General features: G+C 37.3%; 26 protein-coding genes. 4 read left to right on the top strand and 22 right to left on the bottom strand.

The window, feature by feature from the left end; genetic code table 11:
* Positions 1-7: 7 nt before the first annotated feature.
* Positions 8-823 carry a glycosyltransferase family 8 protein gene (locus tag BTM29_RS04975; RefSeq protein ID WP_083685921.1) on the bottom strand — a complete coding sequence of 272 codons (816 nt, stop codon included), beginning with the start codon at positions 821-823 and terminating at the stop codon, positions 8-10.
* Positions 824-947: 124 nt separating this feature from the next.
* On the opposite strand from BTM29_RS04975, the gene BTM29_RS04970 reads away from it, so the two are divergent.
* Positions 948-1,358: a peptide deformylase gene (locus tag BTM29_RS04970; protein ID WP_076614450.1), complete on the top strand. Its 411-nt coding sequence runs from the start codon at positions 948-950 to the stop codon at positions 1,356-1,358.
* 238 nt (positions 1,359-1,596) lie between these two features.
* On the opposite strand, the gene BTM29_RS04965 is transcribed toward BTM29_RS04970, so the two are convergent.
* Positions 1,597-3,078 (bottom strand): RNA-binding domain-containing protein, encoded by a 1,482-nt coding sequence (locus BTM29_RS04965; RefSeq protein WP_076614449.1) that lies wholly within the window; start codon positions 3,076-3,078, stop codon positions 1,597-1,599.
* A gap of 149 nt (positions 3,079-3,227) precedes the next feature.
* A complete protein-coding gene (locus BTM29_RS04960; RefSeq protein ID WP_076614448.1) occupies positions 3,228-3,656 on the bottom strand; it encodes a MarR family winged helix-turn-helix transcriptional regulator in 429 nt (142 codons plus the stop codon).
* Between the two features lie 97 nt (positions 3,657-3,753).
* On the opposite strand from BTM29_RS04960, the gene alsS reads away from it, so the two are divergent.
* Both alsS and budA read left to right on the top strand, forming a co-directional pair.
* Positions 3,754-5,424 carry an acetolactate synthase AlsS gene (alsS, locus tag BTM29_RS04955; protein WP_076614447.1) on the top strand — a complete coding sequence of 557 codons (1,671 nt, stop codon included), beginning with the start codon at positions 3,754-3,756 and terminating at the stop codon, positions 5,422-5,424.
* 23 nt (positions 5,425-5,447) lie between these two features.
* The gene (gene budA / locus BTM29_RS04950; protein WP_076614446.1) at positions 5,448-6,161 is read left to right on the top strand and encodes an acetolactate decarboxylase; all 714 of its coding nucleotides are present in this window, start codon (positions 5,448-5,450) and stop codon (positions 6,159-6,161) included.
* A gap of 92 nt (positions 6,162-6,253) precedes the next feature.
* Here budA and BTM29_RS04945 read toward each other — a convergent pair whose 3' ends face one another.
* Positions 6,254-6,511 (bottom strand): type II toxin-antitoxin system RelB/DinJ family antitoxin, encoded by a 258-nt coding sequence (locus BTM29_RS04945; protein ID WP_076614445.1) that lies wholly within the window; start codon positions 6,509-6,511, stop codon positions 6,254-6,256.
* Positions 6,512-6,647: 136 nt separating this feature from the next.
* Here BTM29_RS04945 and BTM29_RS12790 point away from each other — a divergent pair, with 136 nt between their 5' ends.
* Positions 6,648-6,806, top strand: a complete 159-nt coding sequence (locus BTM29_RS12790) for a hypothetical protein (protein WP_157886441.1) — start codon at positions 6,648-6,650, stop codon at positions 6,804-6,806.
* 84 nt (positions 6,807-6,890) lie between these two features.
* Here BTM29_RS12790 and BTM29_RS04940 read toward each other — a convergent pair whose 3' ends face one another.
* The 18 genes from BTM29_RS04940 to BTM29_RS04860 form a co-directional block, all read right to left on the bottom strand.
* Positions 6,891-7,202, bottom strand: a complete 312-nt coding sequence (locus BTM29_RS04940) for a type II toxin-antitoxin system Phd/YefM family antitoxin (protein ID WP_076614444.1) — start codon at positions 7,200-7,202, stop codon at positions 6,891-6,893.
* Positions 7,203-7,282: 80 nt separating this feature from the next.
* Entirely contained in the window at positions 7,283-7,756 is a 474-nt protein-coding gene (locus BTM29_RS04935) for a glutathione peroxidase (protein ID WP_076618705.1), read from the bottom strand.
* Positions 7,757-7,822: 66 nt separating this feature from the next.
* Positions 7,823-8,602 (bottom strand): hypothetical protein, encoded by a 780-nt coding sequence (locus BTM29_RS04930; RefSeq protein WP_076614443.1) that lies wholly within the window; start codon positions 8,600-8,602, stop codon positions 7,823-7,825.
* On the bottom strand, positions 8,595-9,305 hold the full coding sequence (locus BTM29_RS04925) for an ATP-binding cassette domain-containing protein (RefSeq protein ID WP_076614442.1): 711 nt from the start codon (positions 9,303-9,305) through the stop codon (positions 8,595-8,597). The genes BTM29_RS04930 and BTM29_RS04925 overlap by 8 nt, the downstream gene beginning before the upstream one ends.
* A complete protein-coding gene (locus BTM29_RS04920) occupies positions 9,298-9,672 on the bottom strand; it encodes a GntR family transcriptional regulator (protein WP_076614441.1) in 375 nt (124 codons plus the stop codon). The genes BTM29_RS04925 and BTM29_RS04920 overlap by 8 nt, the downstream gene beginning before the upstream one ends.
* A 91-nt stretch (positions 9,673-9,763) precedes the next feature.
* On the bottom strand, positions 9,764-9,895 hold the full coding sequence (locus BTM29_RS13050) for a hypothetical protein (RefSeq protein WP_257787698.1): 132 nt from the start codon (positions 9,893-9,895) through the stop codon (positions 9,764-9,766).
* 43 nt (positions 9,896-9,938) lie between these two features.
* Complete coding sequence (locus tag BTM29_RS04915) at positions 9,939-11,069, bottom strand: GGDEF domain-containing protein (protein ID WP_076614440.1); 1,131 nt, start codon at positions 11,067-11,069, stop codon at positions 9,939-9,941.
* A 157-nt stretch (positions 11,070-11,226) separates the two neighbouring features.
* The gene (locus BTM29_RS04910) at positions 11,227-11,418 is read right to left on the bottom strand and encodes a type II toxin-antitoxin system HicA family toxin (protein ID WP_076614439.1); all 192 of its coding nucleotides are present in this window, start codon (positions 11,416-11,418) and stop codon (positions 11,227-11,229) included.
* An 82-nt stretch (positions 11,419-11,500) separates the two neighbouring features.
* Positions 11,501-12,961 carry an ATP-binding protein gene (locus BTM29_RS04905; protein ID WP_076614438.1) on the bottom strand — a complete coding sequence of 487 codons (1,461 nt, stop codon included), beginning with the start codon at positions 12,959-12,961 and terminating at the stop codon, positions 11,501-11,503.
* A gap of 639 nt (positions 12,962-13,600) precedes the next feature.
* Positions 13,601-14,290 carry a 2,3-diphosphoglycerate-dependent phosphoglycerate mutase gene (locus tag BTM29_RS04900; RefSeq protein ID WP_076614437.1) on the bottom strand — a complete coding sequence of 230 codons (690 nt, stop codon included), beginning with the start codon at positions 14,288-14,290 and terminating at the stop codon, positions 13,601-13,603.
* 206 nt (positions 14,291-14,496) lie between these two features.
* Entirely contained in the window at positions 14,497-15,912 is a 1,416-nt protein-coding gene (locus BTM29_RS04895) for a hypothetical protein (RefSeq protein ID WP_076614436.1), read from the bottom strand.
* Between the two features lie 56 nt (positions 15,913-15,968).
* Entirely contained in the window at positions 15,969-17,021 is a 1,053-nt protein-coding gene (locus BTM29_RS04890; RefSeq protein WP_076614435.1) for an AI-2E family transporter, read from the bottom strand.
* 10 nt (positions 17,022-17,031) lie between these two features.
* Complete coding sequence (locus tag BTM29_RS04885; RefSeq protein ID WP_192844204.1) at positions 17,032-17,763, bottom strand: YdcF family protein; 732 nt, start codon at positions 17,761-17,763, stop codon at positions 17,032-17,034.
* A gap of 85 nt (positions 17,764-17,848) precedes the next feature.
* On the bottom strand, positions 17,849-19,258 hold the full coding sequence (locus tag BTM29_RS04880; RefSeq protein ID WP_076614433.1) for a hypothetical protein: 1,410 nt from the start codon (positions 19,256-19,258) through the stop codon (positions 17,849-17,851).
* A gap of 464 nt (positions 19,259-19,722) precedes the next feature.
* Positions 19,723-20,670 (bottom strand): peptidoglycan recognition protein family protein, encoded by a 948-nt coding sequence (locus BTM29_RS04875; protein ID WP_076614432.1) that lies wholly within the window; start codon positions 20,668-20,670, stop codon positions 19,723-19,725.
* A 104-nt stretch (positions 20,671-20,774) separates the two neighbouring features.
* A complete protein-coding gene (locus BTM29_RS04870; protein ID WP_076614431.1) occupies positions 20,775-21,266 on the bottom strand; it encodes a sigma-70 RNA polymerase sigma factor region 4 domain-containing protein in 492 nt (163 codons plus the stop codon).
* A gap of 176 nt (positions 21,267-21,442) precedes the next feature.
* On the bottom strand, positions 21,443-22,207 hold the full coding sequence (locus BTM29_RS04865; RefSeq protein ID WP_076614430.1) for a hypothetical protein: 765 nt from the start codon (positions 22,205-22,207) through the stop codon (positions 21,443-21,445).
* A 48-nt stretch (positions 22,208-22,255) separates the two neighbouring features.
* Complete coding sequence (locus BTM29_RS04860; RefSeq protein WP_076614429.1) at positions 22,256-24,025, bottom strand: glycoside hydrolase family 73 protein; 1,770 nt, start codon at positions 24,023-24,025, stop codon at positions 22,256-22,258.
* Between the last annotated feature and the right edge of the window lie 88 nt (positions 24,026-24,113).

The following is a 24,113-nucleotide window of genomic DNA, read 5'->3' as shown; positions in this document are numbered from 1 at the left end:
GGATTAACTATACCAATTGAGCCAAATGTGAGTAGTGTTTATACAGCCCGGAATATCTACCACGGTACTCTGACTTCCACGGTTTATCTCGTCCACAGAAATGCAATATGACACTATGTTTAATAACCCAGTCTAGATTCCACTTACCACCAGACCAAGTTTGGTACACGACACTCATCCTGGCATCGTAATTGTAGATTTCATCTGGTATTCGTTTGAATTGATGACCATATAGACCATTTAGGACATCTTGGTCCGGTAATAACAAAGTATTTTTATTTTCATTAATATAAGTGAAAATGTCGTCAGCTTTCACTTGTTCTCTGATCAGTGGCAGGTTCATCAACATGACTCCTGAGTTGTAATAGCTCTCAGCCTCAGAATTCCCCAGACGTATCTTGTTGAAAGAGTCAGTCAAGTCAGTGGTGGTCACGGCGTGATTGGCAGCTGCGTAAAGGTTATCACCCATATCGAGGTTATATAATGGAAGTAAGTCGTTGATGACTAATATATCAATATCCAGATAGAGTATCCTGTCGATGTTGGTAGGTAGATACTTGTGCGCCAATAATCGGTAGTAGATAGTCGTTGGATAACGATCCGTCACCGGTGCATCCTTGAATAGACTCTTGTCGATCATGACTGGGTGATATTCAATATTTAACTTTTGACAAAAATTGGTGATCTTGTCAGTTTGTAATAGTCTTGTATCTTGGATTACATATACAGCCAGTGGTGTGTTTGGTGTGTTCATCTTGATTGAGTAGACAGTGGTCAATAATTGATCGACTACGTTATCGTCGATTGCGAATAATAGGTTCATGATTTCCCCCTCAGTTTGTGTATATTCGTATTGTATCATTCTTAGTTTTGTGGTTATGGTTCTTCCACTAACTTACTATTTCCTTTATAATTGGTTTGCTATTATATTTTCACAGGAGAAACTAATGATACAAAATATCAATCACGACACAACTTTACTATCACAAAAATTAACCCCGGCTACAAAATCTGACACACAGGTCATCCAAGACTTGTTAGATACACTAGAAGCACACAAGGACAATTGTGTTGGTATGGCTGCTAACATGATTGGCGTGAACAAACGTATATTGGTATTTCGTATCGGTATGATGTCGATGCCGATGATCAATCCGGTCATCACTAAGAAGTCCGGCCAATATACTACTAACGAAGGTTGCCTGTCTCTTATTGGTGAACGTTCAACTGAAAGGTTCCAAAATATTGAAGTTAGATTTTTAGATAAAAATTTCCAGGTACATACACAGGAGTTCTCTGATTTTGTTGCTGAGATTATTCAACACGAGATGGACCATTTCGATGGTGTATTGATATGAAAAACGAGAGGTAGAACACATTTTTTGATGTGTTTTGCCTCTCGCTTTTTTGTTTTATGTTTGGATAGCTTGCAACTAAGCCTACAATCGCCGATATCATCAAAATCATAATTATCACCCAATAAAAGTTGCCGTATCAACTCTACAAGCTTACAACTAAGCCTACAACCACTAAAAAAATTAGAATTAACAATTTAAATTAATTCATATAAATCCCTTGATATACATAATTTCAAGCCTACAACTTACCAAACATATCATCATTTCTATAATATGTTTGTTTTGGACTACTTAACTTATCTTTAATCGTTGGTGAAATCCACCCACCTTTAAGAAGAGGCCTTAGAACCAACTTGCTAAAACTTTGTTGACTATTATATTTTGTATATTCTTTCATCTGGTTAGAACTCATAGGAAAATTCAAATGATTCAACACGTTTATCTGATCATCAGTGAACAATGGCTTCTCTTCAGGAATAACCATCGTGCCAATAACCGATAATCCTCGACCATTGATGGGTAATATTACTTGAAATGACTCATCATTATTAATGACTGGTTCTCCACCAAATAATATTGGTCCGTATTTAAAAATTTTGCGCATACCTGAACCAATTTCATCAATCAAATCCAGAGTATGAAAGACCGTTGCTATATTTGGATTTTTGGCAAATGGTGCAATATCATTTTTCTTAATTAATCCAGGATTAATTGGTTTATTAGCATTATTCAGAATTAACTTGTTTGACCTTAACTCAATCCTTGATACATAAGGACTGGCATATTCCCTATGAACTAACATATTGACAATGACTTCGCGCAACAACATATAGGTGACATCAACTCTCTCAGCTCTTTCCAAATAGAATGGTGAACCTACATAACGAGTTAAAAATTCCAATACTTGGCTGAAACAATCTAGCAAGTTGGTTTGTAATCTCAAACGATCGTCCCATCTCTCAACATTCTTAAATCTAACTAGTACATCAACCGCAAAGTAAGGTACACATTGTTTAATTATCTTATCATCGCCGAATACTAGCACCGCAGCTAAAGTAAAACCCATTTCACCAGAAAGTTTATCTCTTTTATACATTGATAGACTTTTAAGAATATCAAAATCATTTAAATTCTCAAATAACGGATTCCCGTTTTTATAATTAAGAGAACTATTTCGCATTCTATTTATTAAGTCTTTACGAAAATCACTAATCTTAACTTCTGTAAAAACCTTATTCTCAGAATACTCAGTCTGTTTTCTCATATAGATTCGGTTAACGGAATTGGTATTATTTGTAATATCAATATCTGCATCTCCGTTACGATCGAAAATATAGCGCTCATTTAACCTATGTATCTCGGAACTATTAGGAACATAAATATGAAGTATCACTTTGTCTCCAACTTTATAGTCTTCAACCTCCAAAAACAATGGTGGTATGAATTTTAATCTAGATTGAATTACGGTAATAAAATCCTTTTTCATTTTTTCAATTCTAATCATATCAATACCGATAACTGTTCCATCGTCATCGACACCTAAGTAAATATTCCCACCGTAATGATTAGAAAATGCACATACAGTTTCATATACACTTTTTGGTATACTACCTTTGCCATCTTTTCCTTGTGCATTTTTAAATTCAATCATGCTAGTTTCTTTACCCTTTATAAGTTCATTAAGTAAATTTTGTGGTAGTTCTTTCCTAGTTAAATACATATGCTCTCCTTTTAAAGTGGTATAAATAAAGAATACATCACCTCGTGAACATATGTTCGTACTTTACGCATTTTTTACAGACTTTACCAAAATTTTACATAATATGTTAAGAATAGATCAAGCTTCTGTATACTACCATGCTCAAAATTCTAATCATCCAAAGAGTCAGTAAACCCATCAACGACTTTTTCAATTGAATCGATCAAGGGGCTATTCGCACTGATCCCGGTATCTGAGAAGCGCTCTTCCCACCAATTGATCCTGATGTGCTGGATTTTTTCGACCACATCCCTACCGATATCTGTCAGTAACAGGTTCTTAGCTTTACCAGCGCCATCGACTTTTCTCAAGTAGTCCATTTTTTGCATCTTATTGATTTCACGTGTAGCCAAACCTTTATCTACTACTAATAATCTAGCAACTTGATTCTGACTTATTTCTGGATAATCTCCAATCGACAACAAGATACATGCAGCTGTGGGATTCAGATTCAAAGCGTCGAATTGTTCTTTTGTGTCTTTATAATACTGTCTATGCAGGATCGAAATATCCTGTGCAAGATAACCGATATTTTTCATAATTTTCTCCAAGTGTTACGTGTTGACAAATCAACACAAACGATTTATGTTAATAACAATAACATCTCAATACAGCAATCTCAAGGAGGACATCTTAATGTCAACGAAGAAAAACGGGTCTGAAGCATTATTTAATTCTATGATCAATCAAGGAGTCAAGTATGTATTCGGACTTCCCGGAGCCAAGGTAGACAAGTTATTCGATCTAATGGAATACAGTGACGATCCTAAAGCTCCAAAATTGATTATCACTCATCACGAACAAAACGCTGCCTTCATCGCCTCTGGTATCGGTCGTTTAACTGGTAAACCCGGAGTAGTCGCAACAACCTCTGGTCCTGGTGTATCTAACTTAGCCACTGGTCTAATTACTGCAACTTCAGAAGGTGACCCCGTTGTCGCACTTGGCGGACAGGTTCCTCGTAATGACGTTGCCAGATTAACTCATCAAAGTATCCCTAGTAAGGAATTACTCAGCTACGCTACAAAAGATAGTGTTGAGGTCCAAGATCCCAATAACCTATCTGAGAACTTCGCCAATGCCTACCAAATTGCCATGGCTCCAAAGTCTGGTGCCACATTTATTTCACTTCCCAAGGATGTTTTAGACGCTGAAGTTACTACTCCTGAGATCAAGGCATTAGCCCCAATCCAACAAGGTAGTGCCAGCAGTGAAATCGTCGACAAAATCATCGACAAGATCCAAAAGGCAAAGTTGCCAGTTATTCTTGCTGGTATGCGCTCATCAAGTGAGGAAGTAACTGAAGCAATCCATCACTTGCTACACAAATTCTCAATTCCTGTTGTTGAAACTTTCCAGGGTGCTGGAGTTATCTCAAGAGATCTCGAGAAGAATTATTACGGACGTGTCGGTCTCTTCAGAAACCAAATCGGTGACGCTATTTTGAAAGAAAGTGACCTCGTTATTGCTGTAGGTTACGATCCCGTTGAATATGAAGCTAGAATTTGGAACGTTGACCGTCAAGGTGAAGTTATCAACCTAGATAGTATCGCCCCTGAAATCTCCAATGAATATCAACCTGACTTGGTCGTTCAAGCTGACATCGCCAAGACAATGCGAGATATCGCTCATAACTTACCCACTGATATTTCACTGAGTGACGACTTGAAAGAGCACTTGCACCAAATGCAAGTCAGCTTCTTGTCACAAGATGACGTTCCCGTCGAAGATCCATCAAAGGGCGTTCACCCACTAGCCATTATCAAGGCACTTCAAGATCAAGTTGACGATGACACTACTGTTACCGTTGATGTGGGTAGCCTTTATATCTGGATGGCCAGACACTTCAGAAGTTACATGCCAAGACATCTATTGTTCAGTAATGGTATGCAAACACTTGGAGTTGCACTTCCTTGGGCAATTGCCGCAGCACTAGAACGTCCTGAAAAGCCTATCGTATCAGTATCTGGTGATGGTGGATTCTTATTCAGTGGTCAAGAATTAGAGACCGCAGTCCGTTTGAACTTGAACATCGTCCAATTGGTATGGAATGATGGTTACTACGATATGGTTAAGTTCCAAGAAGAAGCCAAGTATGGTCGTAACGCTGGTGTCGATATTGGTACAGTCGACTTTGCCAAGTATGCCGAAAGTTTCGGAGCAGTCGGTATGCATGCCACTACTACTGCCGAACTAAAAGACGCCTTAAAGAAAGCATTCGCTACACCAGGTCCTGTAGTTATCGATATCCCCGTTGATTATTCTGACAACTATAAGTTCGCATCAGCACTTCTTGAAGAATATTAGTCTGGAAAGGATAGTCTCAATTTATGTCAAACACAAACACACTTTATCAACACGGAACACTTGCACTACTAGTTCCCGGATTACTCGATGGAACTATTACGATGAAAGACTTGTTAAGTCATGGTGACACTGGGATCGGTACTGGTGAAGGACTTGACGGTGAGTTGATCATCTTGGATGGCACACCTTACCAAGTCGATAGTCACGGTAACGTCAACCTAGTTGATAGCAACTTCACATTGCCATTTGCCAACAGTCACTTCGCTGATTACGCTGAAATGCTCGAAGTTGAAGATATTAGTCGTAACAACCTTCAAAAGCAAATCACTGACGCAGCCAAAAGTAGTAATACATTCTACTCTGTCAAGATCACTGGTACCTTCAAGAACATCAAGACTCGTGCTGTTCAAAAGTCTAGTCAACCTTATCAATCCCTAGCCAAGACAGCCGAGAATCAAAGTATCTTCACTAAGGATTCCGTTGAAGGAACTTTGCTAAGTTACTACTCACCTGCCATATTCGATGGTGTTGCAGTCGGCGGATTCCACAGTCACCTCATGTCAGATGAACACGACTTTGGCGGACACATCTTAAGCTTTGAATCAGTTAGTGGAGTTGTCAGTTTCCAACAATTCGACAACTTGGAACAGCACTTACCTACTGATAATAAAGAGTACATGGAACACGACTTTTCAAATGATAATATCCTTGACGATGTTCATAACGCCGAGGGATAAGATATATACAAAAGGCTAGCAAATTTTTTATTTGCTAGCCTTTTTTCGTAATTTAATTTATAGGGCAAAAATTAAGAAGGTATCTCAATTCACTACAATAGTGGATGCACTTTGCCTTCTCCTTTTTTTGCTTTTTCAAGCCGTTTAGCTAATTCATTAATATTACTTTCACTGTAGAAAGAATCTCTTACATCAAATGGAAATCCACCATCACTGATACTTTTTTTGATGAACAAATTGAATGCAGTAGGTAAATCTATACCCAACTTCTCATAGACCTCAGTAACTCTTCTATTATCCTCACTATCTATACAAAACGAAACTTGTACCTTTTTAGTCTCATCATCCATAGCCATCACCTCGATTCATATTGTATATTATGACGTGATTCTGGTAGTAATATTTTGCTTAAAAAGTTACATTGCTTGAAGTTAAAAAAGAACCCGTCTATTATTTGCGTATAAAGCAATAATGGAGGATTCCTCAATGAGTGTAAAACTTTGTAAGGTTGATAATTCAAATGTTCTAACTTTACCAGACAATATCAAACCTATGGCTAAGGAGTACGATGTAGTTCAAGATAGAGATGGCGTCATACTTTTCTCACCTAAAAGAGAAAATATCCTTAAAAATGAAAAATTGTGAGTACATTTGGCATTTCTTAAATTTAAAGACTATTTATTTACTTTCATTATTTAATTTTCTGATACTTTTGTACCTTTTCCACAATCACTCCCACCCATCATCTTCATCAAACTTTGGATGTTTTTTACTCGAATCACCACGAACATTAGCATCTGATAATAATGTATATGGTTGTTTCAAACGATTGGCAGCTTCTAAATCTAGGATTTCTTCTTGCAATCTGTCATTTTCTTTAACCAATTTCTCATATTCTTGTACCGAAATCACAACTCCAACAGGAATATCGCAATCATGGATATAAACTCCGGTCTTATACTTACGACTCTCTTCAAAAATTGCTTCCGGTGATTTTTTCAGCTCATTTATATTACTTGTGGGGACATTCAATATTTTCATATGATACTCCTCTCTTAATGTTCAAATTATATCATCTTCAGACAAACAAAAATGACACATCCCATCAGGATATGTCATTTTTATTTGTCTTCAAGTGCTGAAACAATATCAGACTCAAACTTCTCAGGCTTAGTAGTTGGAGCAAAACGTTCAATCATCTGACCATCACGGCCAATTAGAAACTTGGTAAAGTTCCACTTGATACGTCCGTGTCCCGCTGTCTCTTTAAGGTATGTGAACAATGCATCTTCATCATCCCCATTAACCTTGACCTGCTTGGTCATTGGGAAAGTTACACCATAATGCATTTGACAATACTCACTAGTCTCTTCGTCTGAACCCAATTCTTGGTGGAATTGGTTAGACGGCAAACCTAGTACCTCGAGTCCTTGCTCATGATACTTCTTATATAATGCTTCTATTCCCTCAAGTTGTGGAGCTAGTCCACATTTGCTGGCAGTATTGACGATCAAAACTACCTTACCTTTATAATCATTGAAGTCAATCTTGTCACCGTTCATTTCAGTCTCTGAAAAATCGTAAATAGTAGCCATTTGCATCATTCCTTCCATGTAACTGTAATTATACGTTTAATAGGAAGAAAAGATAATCATTTTGATCTATTCAGTAATCGTCTCGACCCATCTACTCATCAAGAAGATACTTATAGCAGACTCAACTGCCGCAATTACTAGATAAATCAATAGCTTCAATAAGAATCCAGAAGCATAAGTGACACTGAAGAGTGAACTAACTGAGCTACTCAAATTGTTGGTTAATGAACTAGTAACCTCGATTACCAACCAGATTACGATAATGTACAATACTATGTTCAAGAATCTTCTACCAGTACTTGGCAAGAAGTTACTTGCGGAGCGTGTCACCAAGTGAATCAGAGTGATCGTTGCCCAGTTAAATATGATAGCTCCTAATACAGAAGCAACAAACGCCAAACTACCCAACATCGCACTAGGTGCGTCAAACGATGCACGGCCATTCATCATGGATATCATTTGTAAGTAGTCATTGAATTCCTCAGCGTTGATTGCAAAAGCGATAGCATACAATACTAATTGTGCGACGATAACGTATAGATACGCTACCAAAGTCGATGCCAAATTAGCTAGATAAAATTTCGTATCATTGATTGGAATCAACCGATAACTATCACGCGTATATGATTTCTCTTGAATATAAGCTAGTATTACGAAAGATACAAAGTACACAATGATGGAAAATGAGAATGCTATAGCCAAGTAACTTTGTTTGCTCAAATTACCTTGTATGGCATTCCAGATTATTGCAACGACAATCGCAATAACATCTATCATTAAAACAAAATTCATATTGCGGAATTTATTCTTCAAATCAACTTTGAACATGCTGGAAAAACTAGTCATTTTGATCATCTCCTACGTATAAGCTTTCATAGAAATCTTCAATTCCCATATCATTGTCTTCACGAATCTCATCGGCCTTTTTGTGGCAATTGATAGTCTGATCCTTGACCACAACGATCTCATCAAGAATAGAGGCGATTTCAGTCACATAATGATCACTGATAATCATAGTAGATTCCTCAGGCTTCCACTTTAAAATACTATTGATGATTTTCTTACGACTCATACTGTCGATTCCACCGAATGGTTCATCTAATAAATACAAGTCAGCTTGACGGGATAGAGTCAGTGCAATGATAAGCTTCTCCTTCATCCCTTTGGATAATGCCGATAACTTCAAATTCTTATCGATCTTCAAGAATTCAATTAACGAATTCGAACGCTCAACATCAAAGTCTGGATAGACTGTCTGATAAAAGTCAAAAATCTTACCGACCTTCATCCCACCCTGGAATCCACCAAGATGTTCAGTGTAACTAACATGACTCTTTCTTTCAGCAATCTTATTCGTACCACTTAACGTAATACTCCCTTTACCATGCGCGCTACCAGTTATCAAACGCATCAGAGTAGTCTTACCGGCACCGTTCTCGCCAAGTAGACCAATGATCTTGCCACTTTCAATTGTCAAATTAACATTTTTCAAAATATTCTTTAGACTGTGACGATAATTTAAATTATCAATTTTTAATAATTCACTCATGCTGTGCATCCCTACTTTCCATGAAATGTTTAAATTCTATCAATATCTCATTATCACTCAAATCTAGTGAGTGCAGTTGTTGATAAGCCAATGATAACTGTTCCTGCACTAGCTTGGTCTTTAACTGCTCAACCTTTTTCACATCAGTTGTGACAAAGTTGCCCTTGCCACGCTTTGAAATAACAACTTCCTCAACGATCATCTCTGATAATGCCCGCTGTACTGTGTTCACATTTGCGGTCACATCAAGTGCAAGTTGTCTAATCGATGGTAATTTCTCACCAGACTGTAGGTCACCAGTGATTATTTGATGGTAAAGATAATTTTTGATCTGGAAATAAATTGGAATCTTGTCGTCAAATTTCAACCTTGTGCCTCCCACTAGTGTATTAGTTTACTAGTACACTATAACTTATAGTTATTGGAAAAGCAAAAAGATACTCTTACGAGTATCTTTTTTAGTCTTTAGACAAGAACTTGTCCAATTCTTTTTTAGAGTCAATTTTTTTAAATTTACCAGCATCAATTTCTTTTTGAATTACTTGTTCTAAATGCTTCGATGGAGTTACCTCAGTCGATTCAGATTTCATATTGTAACCCCCCTTTACGGCATATTATACACACATCACTTATCTATCCAACAGTAATTTGCATACGACCATTTTGTTTAGAGTGATAAAGACTCTTATCAACTCGGTTGTAGAAGTCTATCGGTGACTTATCATCACTAGTAAGCTCACATACACCAATGGATATCGTGATGTCTATCAAGTCCGCGTCTGAATGGACCTCGATATGGTTGATAGCATTGAATATCTGTTCAATGACCACCTTGGAATCCGCCAACTCATAACTAGGGAATATCAAGTTGAACTCCTCACCACCAGTCCTATAAAAGCCGATGTTAACATCATTCTCGGCCAACACTGTCTGTACCACCATTGAGACATGTCGTAACACACGGTCTCCAGCCAAATGACCATACGTATCATTCACATTCTTAAAATGATCAATATCAAACATCATCATAGTCAAAGGAAGACGTTCTTTTTGACTCTTCTCGAATAAATCGTCCATATTTTCAGTATATGCCGAGAAATTCTCCGTATTAGTCAAGGTATCATGCGTCGCACGATTCTTAAGTCTGAGCTTTACAGCGGTATCCTGCGATAACATTGCAATGTAAATATACAATAGTATTTCGAAGATAATTAAATAAATCCACTCCTGGACAAAAGTCGTCAATGAAATATTGAATTTTAATACCATCCAAAACCACAGTATCCCGCCAAATAATGTATCAACTAACATATAAATCAAAAATGCAAAATGGTGCTCACGATATCTCACACGAACAATATTCAAAACCCAGAAGAACACCATCAACGTCATCGCATGTCCCCACGATTGCCAATAGCCTATCGAATGGTTGAATAACATGTAAACCAACACGATTGGGAAGAATGAATAATACGGGATATGTATATTCAAGAAATACGCGCAAAATGTCACTGCTATCAGCTGGAAATTCATAAATTCCCACGAAAGTCTAGTATCAATAACTGCCGTTTGGATACTGAATACGAATATCAGCATATAAATGACTCCATACCAAGCATTCAAAGTATCATCAGAAACATTCACATTCCATACTTTCATACCTGAAGATAGCCAGTTGAAAGTAACAGTATAAAGGGCAAATACTCCAAGAATGAAAAACACACTAGTTATAAATGGCGGTACCTGCCAAGTGGACCATGTCATCGATATACCCTCTTTTCATTAATAAATAAATTAGTTTATATAATAATTAATATACTAAGCTATTTAATTAAATAATAAAAGGGCAATATATGCCATGTATCAACAATTTTGACGTAAAAAAATAAAGCATCACCTACTACAAAACCTCACATGTAGTTCAATGATGCTTTATTCCCGCTTGCTTCAATATTTTACTTTCGATCCCGTGTTCCAATTCCTTATCATGATGAATTGGCACCGGAACCGTCACATTAGTCTTTGCATTGTACATTTTCAAATGCGAACCTCTCTGTGACTTTTCCTTGAAACCATTCTGTCTTAGTAATTTAATGATTTTTTGAGGTTTCATAATGTTTCACTTCCTCGTATCCCTGAACATCCATAGCTTGGACAATCATCCAATTAAAGACAGTTACAACGAATATATTTTTTTACTTTATTAGTCGATAGTATTGGTTAGGTGAGGTTGGTGCCGAAGCGACTTGCTCTAAAATTCCCATATTGGTTAGATTCTTTAATGCATTCCTAACAGAAGTCATACTATAATTATCAACATTATTTAACAATTCCCGGGTACGAACGCTTCCATGCTCATATGCCATTCCAATTGCAGCCTGTTCGATAAAATTAAGATTCTCCCAGTCATCACCAATTTTAGATGCCAAATCATCATTCTTTCGAACTGAACGCATCACAATATTGTTTTTGAGAACTAAATTAACACTATTATCATCAACTTTATACACTGGGTCATCTAAAAAGAATTCTTTCATATCAATATAAATACGATCAACACCTTCACCAAACTCACGTACCCATCCGAAGTCAGTTAGCGCACGCGCAATATAAGGATTCCTAGAATAATGTGTATATCTAATATTGTCTGTAGTTACAACTGCCGGCAAGCTTCCCGGACTATGAATCTCCAAACGATTATCAAACATTATAATTCTAATATCATCGCCATCATAATTATATGCGCGATGAGTTACTGCATTAACGATTCCTTCCAACCATGCACTCTTAGGATACTCAGGAACATCAACAAATTTACCAGTTTTAATATCCAAACTAGAGAATGTACGTAACTGTGACTCAATCATATCGCTAGCCTGTTGTAACATTTTAGGTAGAGGGCCTTCGATTCTCAGTTGCTTCACGATATTCATATTAGTACCCGTTTTTGCTTCACGCCCCTCATAACGGATGAATCGAATTCTAGCTCCTGGAACAAAAGCTGTCGGGAATTTTGAAAGTAACAGTATCCCCGCAACAGTTAATCGATAATCAATGTTACCATTTTGATCTTTAATACGCTTTGCTAGTCCCTTAGGGAAAAGTAAATCCCAAAGATTATCACCTTCAAAACCATATAACTTTTTATATTGTGTCACAGTTTCATCATCTAAGTCATCCAGAATTGCATCATCAACTATCTGACTTTCAAAGGCTCTAATTCCCTTATCAAACTCAAGCTTCTTTCGTTCCTCAAAAGTTACTCTGTGCGTTTCATCGCCAATTCTAAGATAAACCTCATCCTTTTTGTTCATATACACTTTATCATCAGACGGGTTTACTGATAATAACCAGACTGTATCATCCATTTTTTGAATATTAGTAATTGGTTTCTTAGTTATTTCCACTTCTAATGTAGGTATTATTCTCTGAGATCCAATCTGTACAATATCATTTTGTTTTTGTGTAGAAAGTAAGTTTACACCTTCATATTTCTTATCATTAATACCTAAGGCGACAGTTCCCCCATCAGCATTGGCAAAGGCAATTAAAATATTGGCCAATTTATTTAAATCATATTTTGCACTTTTCCGATCAAAGGTCTTACCCTCTGGAATATTTAAAATATCTTCTATTTCATATTTAGGGGTATTCATCATTACACCTCATATTTTATCGTTAACAATCTACCGTATTTATTATTAAGTCTACCATATTATGTTTTCTAACTTTTAATACTATGCTTTAATCTACTTCTTCTTGATATCATTGGTTTTCAAGTTTTACAACGTTTAACTTTACTCTCCAGCTCATCAATTCATCTCAAAAGCCATGTAACACTTGGTATCATTGGTTTTTGAGCTCTACAGTCCTACTTTTATTCTGCAATTTAACTTTAAGCTCATCAATTTACTCTCCAGCTCATCAATTCATCTCAAAGCCATATAACACTTGGTATCATTGGCTTTTGAGCTCTACAGTCCTACTTTTATTCTGCAATTTACATTTAAGCTCATCAATTTACTCTCCAGCTCATCAATTCATCTCAAAGCCATATAACACTTGGTATCATTGGCTTTTGAGCTCTACAGTCCTACTTTTATTCTGCAATTTACATTTAAGCTCATCAATTTACCCTCCAGCTCATCAATTCTTGTTTCTACTCTACAATTCTATACCTAATTAAAAATAAACCACAAAAAAAGACTGCACAAATGTGCAGTCCTAAATATTTACTAGCACGGTCAAAAAGCGACCCCACAATTAACTCTAAACGACATAGTCGTTAAGAGTTACTAGTTAAGCTTCTTCTTACTTACAACGTTCAACTTGTCATCCAAGTCATAAACAACTGGTTCACCAGTAGCCATTTCAACATCCATGATGTCAGCATCACTAATGTCTTCAATGTATTTTGTAAGAGCACGTAATGAATTACCGTGGGCTGCGATGATAACGTTCTTACCATCTAACAACTTAGGAGCGATTTCGTCTTCCCAGAAAGGAATAACACGTTCCAAAGTAACCTTAAGGTTTTCGCCACCAGGAATAATTCTTGGGTCCAAGTTAGCATAACGACGGTCTTTAGCTGCTGAACCTTCGTCAGTTGCTTTCAATAATGGTGGTAAAGTATCGTATGAACGTCTCCAGATATGAACTTGTTCATCACCATATTTTTCAGCTGTTTCAGCTTTGTTTAATCCTTGAAGTGCGCCATAGTGACGTTCGTTAAGTCTCCATGTCTTTGTTTCAGGAATCCACAATTGGTCACAACCTTCAAGAGCGTAGTGCAATGTCTTGATAGCACGTGTCAATACTGAAGTATATGCTTGATCGAATAGGATGCCTTCTTCTTTAAGAAGCTTACCAGCGTTTTGTGCTTGCTTTACACCTTCATCACTAAGGTCAACGTCAACCCAACCAGTAAATTGGTTAGATAAGTTCCATTGACTTTGTCCGTGACGAATGAAAACTAATTTTGCCATTTCAAAATCCTCTTTTCATTTCTTATACAACAGTATATTTTACACGAAAAAGAGTATAAAAAAAAGAGAGCGAGCCAAAACACGTTCAATTTTTAAATATAACCTAAAACTGATGAGCATTTACAAAGTAAATGCCCATCAGTTTGTAGTTATATTCAAAAAATTGTGTTTTGGCTCGCGTTTAAAATATACTAACACTCCAAATACTACTGCTTATAAACCGGAGTCTCAACATTAGACAAAGTAGAGATATCCATCTTAATAGTAGAATTAGTATTCAAGTAACTATTAACCTTATCAGTTCCAGCGAAAACTGCTGTGACCTTATCCTTACCACTGACCAGATCAGTAATGACCTTGGCATTTTGATCTTGTGTCATAACAACTGGAATAACTTCGAAGCCATTATCACGAAGTGACAAAAGTTTCTTATAGTATTCAGAATCGACTGACACAAAGATAGTAGCTTGTACTTGGCGCAAAGCTTGGTTCTTTAACCACCAGATAATCAATCCTTCATCAGTATCAAAGGTACTGATCAAGACGTTACCTTGAGTGAACAGTTGGATATAAGGCTCATCATTGGTATAACTCTTAATCAACACAAGTGTGCCATCTTGTCTATAGAAGTTCTCACGAACAACTTTGTTAGGATCATGATGATCATAGAACTGTGTTGCGGAGATAACTCCATTAACGTCAAATATATCACGACTCAACAACTTAGAATCGTTGTAGTGACGGATTACTTGTAGCTGTTGATTAGAAGTACGTGAAACTTCCATGACCAAGTTGTCGTCAGCATCAAGAATCTTATCTGTCTTATCATTCACATGTTGAATACGGTATGACTCTTCGAATGGAATCTCAGCAGGAGTAGCCACCATATTCATTGAACGACCTTGAAGATCATTGTACATACTCAACAAGTATGAATTAGGATCGACCCAACCGGCATTTTGATAATTCATCCATGTCTGATTGACTTGATCATCATAAGTTACCGAGATAGCATTGGCCATCAAGTTGTGTTCCATCAGCGTCTGTGTAATCTGTTGCCAAAGCTTACTTACATTATCCTCTGGATTGGGATTCAATTGGTCAGTGAAAATGAAATAATTACGATTTGGGTCAAGGTAAATCTCATTGGCCATCTCATCTGTATCAAACCACTTTCTCAGTTGTTCATTGATCGTTGTAATACGCTTAGAAGCTGCTTCTCTTTCATCAACTTGATCACTACCAACACTACGCAACACATGATTGCAATATCCACGATCAGCTAGTAATTCATGTCTAAGTTGACTCTTCAAGTTCTCAGTTTGAGTCAGAGTATTCTCCAAGTTATCTTGAGTATAGACCCAATCTTGTGTGTCTAATGCCTCAGGAACTGGTTGCTCTTCATAGTAATTACCATTAACTTCTGGACCATTATTATCGTATTGATATTGTTGCTCTGGTTGTTGATAATTCTGGTTTGATTGAGGCTGTTGATTATAATCATAATTTTGTGGTTGTTGCTGATTTTGTGGATTCTGAAAAGAATCTACATTAACATCAGGTTGGTCTGTTGACTCATTTGAATAATCATTGTCCTTCTTTTTTCTATCAAAAAATGACATACACCTATTCTCCCATCTACTCAGTTGTCCCTATTATATATGACTGTTACACTTTTTTATCGAAATTTCTTCAAACTTAACTTCTTCTTAGATTCATTCTTCTCAATCGAATGTACACCGAGAATATCCAGGAAGAATACAAATATTGGAATACCGATAATCAATCCCCATGTACCGATAAGTTCCTCGGAAACAATCAAAATTACAAACGTAAAGAATATTGGCAGATGTGTCATACTCGACATGAATTGTGGATTCAAAAAGTATGTTTCAATCATATGAATAACAACTATCATAATTATAATATAAACTACATACTTAATTCCACCAACAGTATACGCTATGAAACTCAACGGAATCAGCGAGATGATCACCCCAGCTACCGGGATCAATGACAATATGAAGACCATCACAGCTAGTGCAATAACACTTGGCATCTGCATAAATAACAATGTGATAGTTGTTAAAGTTGTATTAACAACAGCAATCATCAATTGTGCCTCGATAACAACACCAAAGGTATTGACGAACTTCTGGCCATAATAACGTAGATCTTCAAATAACCATCCGTAGTTACTACTTAAGAACTGATGCCCGAACTTATTCATCTGTTCAACTTGAGTCGTATAAAAGAAGCTCAGTAGAAATGACAAGAAGATATTCAATCCCATTACACCAACACTAGATATATAATTGACCGCTTGTGCAACTGCCGTCTTGATCTGTGCATCAAGATTGATCTGTTGCAAGTAATTGTATATCGCCGTCAGATAAATATTGGATCGCATCTCATCACTCTGGTAAAACTTCTGCAGTGATTGGAACATCTTGACCGTTTGGCTGATTATTTGTGGTACATAATTGGCTACAGCAAAGGTCAAGGCCGCAATTATTAACAAATAAACTGGTGCGATCACCCAGACTGGCTTAACCTTTGGGAACTTTCTTTGTACTGCTCGGACCAATCTAACTGACAAGAACGTAAATGTGAACGTCAACAAGAACATACTCATCATGCTACGAAGCAAATAGAACAATCCAATCACTGCCAGCAACAAAACAATTCGTCGCAATCTCTTATTAGCTACAAATTTATCATACGAAATCATACAACACCCCTTACTCTAATACGCTAAGAAATAATACTAAAATTATAAACATCAACGACATAATAGTGTACCTATAATACCAGACTATCACTGTAAACTCACGAAACATAGCTGGCCACTTAAAAACTGGCATCGTTCTTGCTGGTAAATAGCTGACTAATATGCCTAGGTTCTTCAAATAACGCATCGTTCTAGGGATATGAAACTCACTAGTAATAATAGTTACCCGTGGAACATTCTCGCCATTCCAATCCTCTTTTAATAGAATCGACGAATATTCTAACTTCTGTATCGTATTGGTCGACCTATTCTCAAGAAGGATCTTTGATGTCGGGATTCCGTGTTCGACTAAATAATCCTTCATTAGATTGTCCTCGATCAATGGTGGTCTGAAGTTTCTTCCACCACTCACAATAATCATGGGATAATCACCCAATCGATGATACGCTGCTATCGTCATATCCAATCTGTCTTGCAAGACTGGTGAGACTCGCTTGGTAAAAGTATTCGTACCCAATACCAACAAATAATCAGACTCTTGAATCTTCGCATGTCGCAAGAAATAATATACATACAATAGGTAACACAATAAAATCACCAACAAGACTGAATCAACCGTGAATATCGTAATCACATAATATCGCAGTATTAATGGTGCATTACAATTTATCATGTGAATGAACAATAGTGTCAAAAGGATCGCCATAGTTCCAATTGTCAAAAAGGGAGGTCTGCTAAACATAGAACGCGTTCGAAAAATCAATAGTAGCTCCAGTAACCCTATGAATATCGCTAATAAAAAATATCCCATAAGAATTCCCCCCGAACTAATTCAAAGTAAACTTCAACTCTGGAACCTTTAACGAAACTCCTTTAACTAGCGTCCACGTGACCGTTGCTGAATCTGTATCTGGCTGTCTTAAGATGAATAGTCGATTATTGAGCATGCCATAGATCAAGAACTTGCCTTGATTGGTTGCTATCGTTGGTCCATTTTCCTTATAAGCAGCAGGTGTTACTAAGAATAGATATTGCATCAGTGGCTGATTCTTCCCATCGACATCGACACCTGTGTAGTCACTTGGCACTTGGTCAATTCCGAATTTACCACCGAAGTTGACCGCAACACTACCTAGTTTCTTATCATTATTATCAGAAATTGCCGCAGCCAGTTGCATAAAGTCAGCATTCGAAGACACTGGATTGGCCTTATAGTTTCTATAATAGTTATAAGTCTGAGTGATATCGTTCTTCAAGCTAGTCTGAGGCGTACTTGAAGTCGTCAACAAGTTACCAGAAGTATTAGTCTGATTCTCTTGTTTCCTGACTGTGAAATCAGATGAGAATAGATAGACTTGTCCATTATCATTCTCTATACGAGTCTTTGCTCGATCAATCTGGTTACCGACTGCTTTGGAGTTAACTTTTAAGTTGACACTCTTGGGCAATAACCGGTCTTGATTTTGACCATGGAAATAATACGATATCGACAAGAAGTTCTTTGGTATCAAATAAACCTTGCCGTACATACTTTGAACCTGACCAGACTCAACTGTTGTAGCGATGACAACTTTACTATCAGTTGTTTCAGTACTTGGTTGTGCAGCGTGCTCGGTCATCGTCATCTGATATGTCCCATTAGTATTAACAGTCAAATTACCATCGGTTCTACGGTAATTAATAATAGTAGAGAAGTTAAAATTACCGGCCAAATTAGAGTCCTTCAGCGGCGTGGCATCACTATTAACATTAACAATATGATTAGACATCGACTTGTATGCGATATTTTGTGACTTCGACTTATTAGTCGCTACCTTCTTATCAGTCTTGGTAATATAGCCAAACTTGTAAGTTTGACCTTGATATTGCACATAATATCCCTTCATATGCCGACCATAAACATTCTCTTTGTATGGCTTGAGCAACTTAAAGACGACCTGATTACTAGAATTAATAGTTATCGTCTTACCATCTCGGTCTAGAGTATAACTTGGATTAGAATTGTTATCATTCTTCCTATCGATCCCGACACTATCGCCTAGTGACAAGGTATCTTTAACCTTGGCCTTGTTATTTTTCAAAAATTTTATGGAGATTACATCTGATTCCCCTTGATCTTGGAATATGTACCAGGTCTTTGATGTATCCGTGACTTGTGCATTATCTTTTTTGCCACAACCTGAAAGTACGATAAAAAGAAATAAAATCCCCAATACTGTTAAAAATTTTTTTCTCATCGATTTTTCTCCTATATACTTTCAATTATACAACGGGACAATATTTTTTAGGAATTTTTCAATTAGAAATTGAACCTGTTTGTGTTTTTCTTCTCTGACTTCCTTCCTGAACTTGCGGAAACGCGCCACAACACACAATTTCTTCCGCTTAACTTAAAAGAAGCTGGTATTTGCATGTTTGTATGATTACGTACAAGCTTGATTGTTTCTTGTTTGCTTCGCAAACGCGCTTCAAAATACAATTTCTTCCGCTTAACAAAAATAGTTCCGGTATTCACTTTCGTGAATGCCGGAACTATTTGCGTTAATGCTCGGAAATTACCCGTATTTTGAAGCGCTCTATATTTGAAACGCGCCACAACACACAATTTCTTCCGCTTAACAAAAATAGTCCCGGTATTCACTTTCGTGAATATCGGGACTATTTGCGTTAATGCTCGGAATTTCCCGTGTGTTGTGGCGCTCTAGTTTACTATATATTGATCAGATACCCACTCGTTTGTGGCAACACGGTGATATGTATGACCTTCGTAATCTTTAGTTTTATCAGTATACCAAGGAGTATTATTAGCTAACGCACGACTCTTAACTGCTGTAGCGACTCCTGTACTATCAAATGAAACGATAGGAACGTAGTAGCCATCTGTGTTATTAACTTTGATTGTACTACTATCTGTATCAGGATCTGTTGTACTTGTGCTTCCACCACCGTTAGTTACTGAACCGCTGGCTTTAAGGTTATTATAATATGTACCAATCAAGTCATAGAATTGGTCCATGCTGTAACCCCAAGCTGCAAAGTAGCCAACTGGGTCGGTATGGTTAGTATCACCGTATTTATTTGATACATCGTTATGTGATAGAACCGTTGTACCAGGTGTGAATGGTAGGTTGTATTGAATCAACTTACTAGCAATATAGTAAGCATCATTTGAGATTGAACGTGCGAATTCATCTGTTGTACTTACTTCACATAATTCGATCTGAATATACTTAGCATTTGCTGTCTGACCAGCACCCCATACACCGTAATCAGTATTGTGAATATTGATGATTTCGTTATTATCAACAAAAGCATGAACATATGAATACATAGTTGACCATTCACGGTTAAAGTATGTAACTTCATTCCTAGCTGTAGCACCAGGAGTGGCTGTTTCGTGAACTACGACACCTTCAGGCTTCCCTACACCATTTTCGTAGCCGAACCATTTACTGAATGTACCCTCTTCATTTTGAATAGATACTGGTTGAATATTGTTATTAGAAATGTAGTCGTTGATTGCTGAAGCAGCCTTAACGTTTTGTTGGATAACAAGCTGTGGAACTACCTGTCCTACAGTCATGAATCCGGCCCCAGTCAAAGCAACAGTTGTCGCTACACTCGCCATTAATTTCTTTTTTGATACCATAATAAATATTTCCTTCCCGCCGTTAATTTTCTTAACCTCTAAATTATAACAAGATTTTTCATAAATTAATTGAAAGTAACATATCTGTAACCAGATAGTAACCTTCACGCCGTTATGCTGGCTCGTAATTTAACCAAAAGCCTATTCCGGTGGTACCTGAGATTACGAGTACTACACTTGTAACGCTGTGACAATTCCGATAGAGAATTATTGTTAATGAAATGTTCCTGCAATATTCGTGCTTCAATCGTGGATAATCCGCTTATATTAAGGCATTCCAGCAAGTCGTTAGCTTCATACTTAATTGTTGATAAGTCCAATTCATCAAAAGAATGCAGTTCGAAGAATCGCTTATCTTGTCGCAGTTGATCCGTCATTCTCCATTTTAATTTCTGATAAATATGCACATCGAATCCACCCTCACCGTTATGCTCAGACATATATTGAACATAACTGTGCGCATATATGATCACAGCCTCTTGAAAATAATCCTCATAGTCGAATCTATTCTGATAAATATTGACTCGTTTCAAAACGCCGTGGATCAATCTCTCATTCTTAATTGCCTTGTTGAAGCCATCCTCCAATGTGACCAATAATCTCACCTCTATCAATTACTCATAAGCGCTTATGGCAAGAATCAATATAACAAGACAAGTTTGATATTGTTAGTTGCTAAGTTGCTATACAAAGTTTGATAACTGGGGATTCTATTACGATGCAAAAATAAAGAACCGTGATAATTCACAATCCAAACTCTAACTTGGCGACTTTAATAAAGTCTCTTTTCTCGTGAGATTTTCTGCTTGAACACGGTAATCGACTCTTCACTACCCAATTCACCATGTGTGATGATATCCAGCAAATATTGCACCAACATATCAATTTTGTAATTAACATCCTTCCACTTACTGGGAACACTGCCATGTACCTTACATTTACACTTACGGTATGGACGCAATAATCCAACGTGTCCACTTGGGACATATCGACCATTGGCTAATTTTGAGAATTCTTCTAGTGCCACTATGTGATTCTCGGTCAGGAAACAAACATTGTGGACTCGATCCGACAAATCCCCAATCGGGAATGCCAAGCTGATAACTCCACCAACTTCCAGTTTGAATATAGCTACTTTGTCCTCTTGTCTGCAAGATTTTACCCAATGTACACCGATCCAATCTGCACAGCTACGGCTTCCACCAATCATTGGCATGTATGCCGAATAACCCATTACCATCGGGATATTGTATTTCAAATGGAAGAAGCCAGCCAGAAACTTGCTAACTAAGAATCCGACACGGTTGTACTTGTGGAACTCATTCATCAATTGCTTAGTCGTCTTATCAACGAAGAATATCCCGTATTCATTGTGAATAACGATTGTTTGACCATCGACCTCATTTGTATCTTTGATATTGATTAACGCAATAATATCGTTGTCCACCGTGAAATCTTCTTTCTTATACATCAGGTTAATTCCATCATTAAGTAAAAAGTTTGTCGATAGAACTATATCATCGAACTTATAAGACACTATTTTTCCTCCCGTAAAAACAAAAAAAAGAAGACGCATAAGCGTCCTCTAATTTGCAGTATAAATACAATATTTTCCATTTACCCAGCCGGATGATACTTTGTACCACGTTTGACCATCGACTATTTGCTGGGATGTAACTTGCCAAGTCGTACCGTCAGCCAACCTAGTTCCTGTGAATTTGTTGTTGGCTGCGGGACTATTGTATACATTTACACCGTATCCAGGGATGTAATTGATCTTTACAGATCCGGATACAGTCTTGATATAATTTGATCCTTTAACTTGTACATCATTGGCGCTAACCCATTGGCCTGTAGCTACTCTATACCAAATAGTACCATCAGAATGCGTTGACTTTTTGTCAATTTTCCAATCAGTATTATTGAGTAAGCTTATAGCAAGAGCTCGATGTTTGTCATCATATACCTTCGCACTTGGTGTTGCAGTCACGTGAACAATATCAGGATAAGAGGTGATCACATCACTCTTATAGTCCTCATTTGCTTGTTCAGATTTCAACTCAACATCGTCCGCAGATATATATGAATTTGTACCAACGAAATAAAATTTCTCATTATTACTATTAGTAACATACTTTGTAGTTATCCATGCTGACTGATATGGGAGCACTCGACCAGTCGCTGTCGACTTATCTGCTGAACTATAAACTTTAGTACCAGCATTCTTGATCACAATCGCGGAATCAGAAATAGACACCGGTGGATTAGTAGTCACTGTCGATTCAACAGACTTCAATTGAACATCTTCGGCTTTAACATACTCAGTCGAACTGACCTTGTAATATACCTGACCACTAGGTGTTACAACTTTAGCAGTGACCGCCCAAGAGGTTCCATATCCCAATGCACGATTAGCTGATTGGTCTGGATTAGCATATAGATATAACATTGCACTCTTTTTATTAGTAACTGTAGCGACATCTTTTGTCTTGGTTACAGTACCATTGATCTGTTCATTCGTATTATCACCTGAATTGTTATCAGACGCTCCACCAGTAGATGCATCACCATCGTATTGAGTAAGATTATAAGTCTCAATAAGATTATTCAAGATAGATGCATATGTAGGTGCAGTAGCATATCTTCCTTGAAGCCATGCCGTGGCATCTTTATATGACGAACAATTCTCTTTCCAAGTTCCACTATAGAATGATGAATCCCAAGAAACACCATTGCGCAACTTATTGCCATTATCTGCAAAGGATTCATAATATGATGGATACTTCGCAAAGTTGGCATAAATAGTATACCATCCCTTGTCCGCGTCCCATTCAGAAGTTGGCATGGAAAGGTATGATCCGTTATAACTTCCTTTGATTCCAAACAGATTATGTGCTTGTGTGGCAAGGCCAGATTGACCCCAACCGCTCTCTAGTATAGCTTGTGCCAACATAACAGAGGTATACACTTTGTATTCTGAAGAAGCCTTTTGTGCCATCGGCACAGCAGTTGCCAAAAAGGCCTGTTGTTGCGCACTAGTTACAGTGCTTGTAGTAGTAGCCTGTGTTAAAGCAGTAGCTGCACTTCTTTCCAAAACACTAGTCCCAGTGGTATTAGGATCACTATTGGCAGAATCAATAGCATCAGCTGTAGCGTCACTAAGTGGTGCACCTTGCGTGTCCATTACACTGGCAACACTTGCATCCTTAGTAGAACTAACTGAGTCTTGATCTTGGTTATCATTATTGTCATCATTGCTCGTAACGGCGGCATGTACGTGTGCCGTATTGGAAGAAATACCAATTGCAGCCAAAACACTAGCTACAGCGGTAGAAGCGACCCATTTTTTATTCATACTCGTACTCCCCCTTATAATATCTATGTAGTTAGAGTACTATTTCGCGACATTATCTTCAATTAAATATTAAGAAATATAGGGTTTT

Source organism: Companilactobacillus allii (genome assembly GCF_001971585.1).
GTDB lineage: Bacteria > Bacillota > Bacilli > Lactobacillales > Lactobacillaceae > Companilactobacillus > Companilactobacillus allii.
Note: the sequence above shows the minus strand (reverse complement) of the source record. Positions and strands in the feature narration are given on the sequence as shown.

Coding starts and splice junctions, on each gene's coding strand:
- BTM29_RS04910 (WP_076614439.1), bottom strand. CDS start 11,418: ATGAAACCTCAAAAAATCATTAAATTACTAAGACAGAATGGTTTCAAG.
- BTM29_RS04895 (WP_076614436.1), bottom strand. CDS start 15,912: ATGTCATTTTTTGATAGAAAAAAGAAGGACAATGATTATTCAAATGAG.
- BTM29_RS04960 (WP_076614448.1), bottom strand. CDS start 3,656: ATGAAAAATATCGGTTATCTTGCACAGGATATTTCGATCCTGCATAGA.
- budA (WP_076614446.1), top strand. CDS start 5,448: ATGTCAAACACAAACACACTTTATCAACACGGAACACTTGCACTACTA.
- BTM29_RS04970 (WP_076614450.1), top strand. CDS start 948: ATGATACAAAATATCAATCACGACACAACTTTACTATCACAAAAATTA.
- alsS (WP_076614447.1), top strand. CDS start 3,754: ATGTCAACGAAGAAAAACGGGTCTGAAGCATTATTTAATTCTATGATC.
- BTM29_RS12790 (WP_157886441.1), top strand. CDS start 6,648: ATGAGTGTAAAACTTTGTAAGGTTGATAATTCAAATGTTCTAACTTTA.
- BTM29_RS04930 (WP_076614443.1), bottom strand. CDS start 8,602: ATGACTAGTTTTTCCAGCATGTTCAAAGTTGATTTGAAGAATAAATTC.
- BTM29_RS04860 (WP_076614429.1), bottom strand. CDS start 24,025: ATGAATAAAAAATGGGTCGCTTCTACCGCTGTAGCTAGTGTTTTGGCT.
- BTM29_RS04925 (WP_076614442.1), bottom strand. CDS start 9,305: ATGAGTGAATTATTAAAAATTGATAATTTAAATTATCGTCACAGTCTA.
- BTM29_RS04890 (WP_076614435.1), bottom strand. CDS start 17,021: ATGATTTCGTATGATAAATTTGTAGCTAATAAGAGATTGCGACGAATT.
- BTM29_RS04875 (WP_076614432.1), bottom strand. CDS start 20,670: ATGGTATCAAAAAAGAAATTAATGGCGAGTGTAGCGACAACTGTTGCT.
- BTM29_RS04945 (WP_076614445.1), bottom strand. CDS start 6,511: ATGGATGATGAGACTAAAAAGGTACAAGTTTCGTTTTGTATAGATAGT.
- BTM29_RS04965 (WP_076614449.1), bottom strand. CDS start 3,078: ATGTATTTAACTAGGAAAGAACTACCACAAAATTTACTTAATGAACTT.
- BTM29_RS04975 (WP_083685921.1), bottom strand. CDS start 823: ATGAACCTATTATTCGCAATCGACGATAACGTAGTCGATCAATTATTG.
- BTM29_RS04940 (WP_076614444.1), bottom strand. CDS start 7,202: ATGAAAATATTGAATGTCCCCACAAGTAATATAAATGAGCTGAAAAAA.
- BTM29_RS04900 (WP_076614437.1), bottom strand. CDS start 14,290: ATGGCAAAATTAGTTTTCATTCGTCACGGACAAAGTCAATGGAACTTA.
- BTM29_RS04905 (WP_076614438.1), bottom strand. CDS start 12,961: ATGAATACCCCTAAATATGAAATAGAAGATATTTTAAATATTCCAGAG.
- BTM29_RS04880 (WP_076614433.1), bottom strand. CDS start 19,258: ATGAGAAAAAAATTTTTAACAGTATTGGGGATTTTATTTCTTTTTATC.
- BTM29_RS04935 (WP_076618705.1), bottom strand. CDS start 7,756: ATGGCTACTATTTACGATTTTTCAGAGACTGAAATGAACGGTGACAAG.
- BTM29_RS04915 (WP_076614440.1), bottom strand. CDS start 11,069: ATGACATGGTCCACTTGGCAGGTACCGCCATTTATAACTAGTGTGTTT.
- BTM29_RS13050 (WP_257787698.1), bottom strand. CDS start 9,895: ATGAAATCTGAATCGACTGAGGTAACTCCATCGAAGCATTTAGAACAA.
- BTM29_RS04885 (WP_192844204.1), bottom strand. CDS start 17,763: ATGTTTAGCAGACCTCCCTTTTTGACAATTGGAACTATGGCGATCCTT.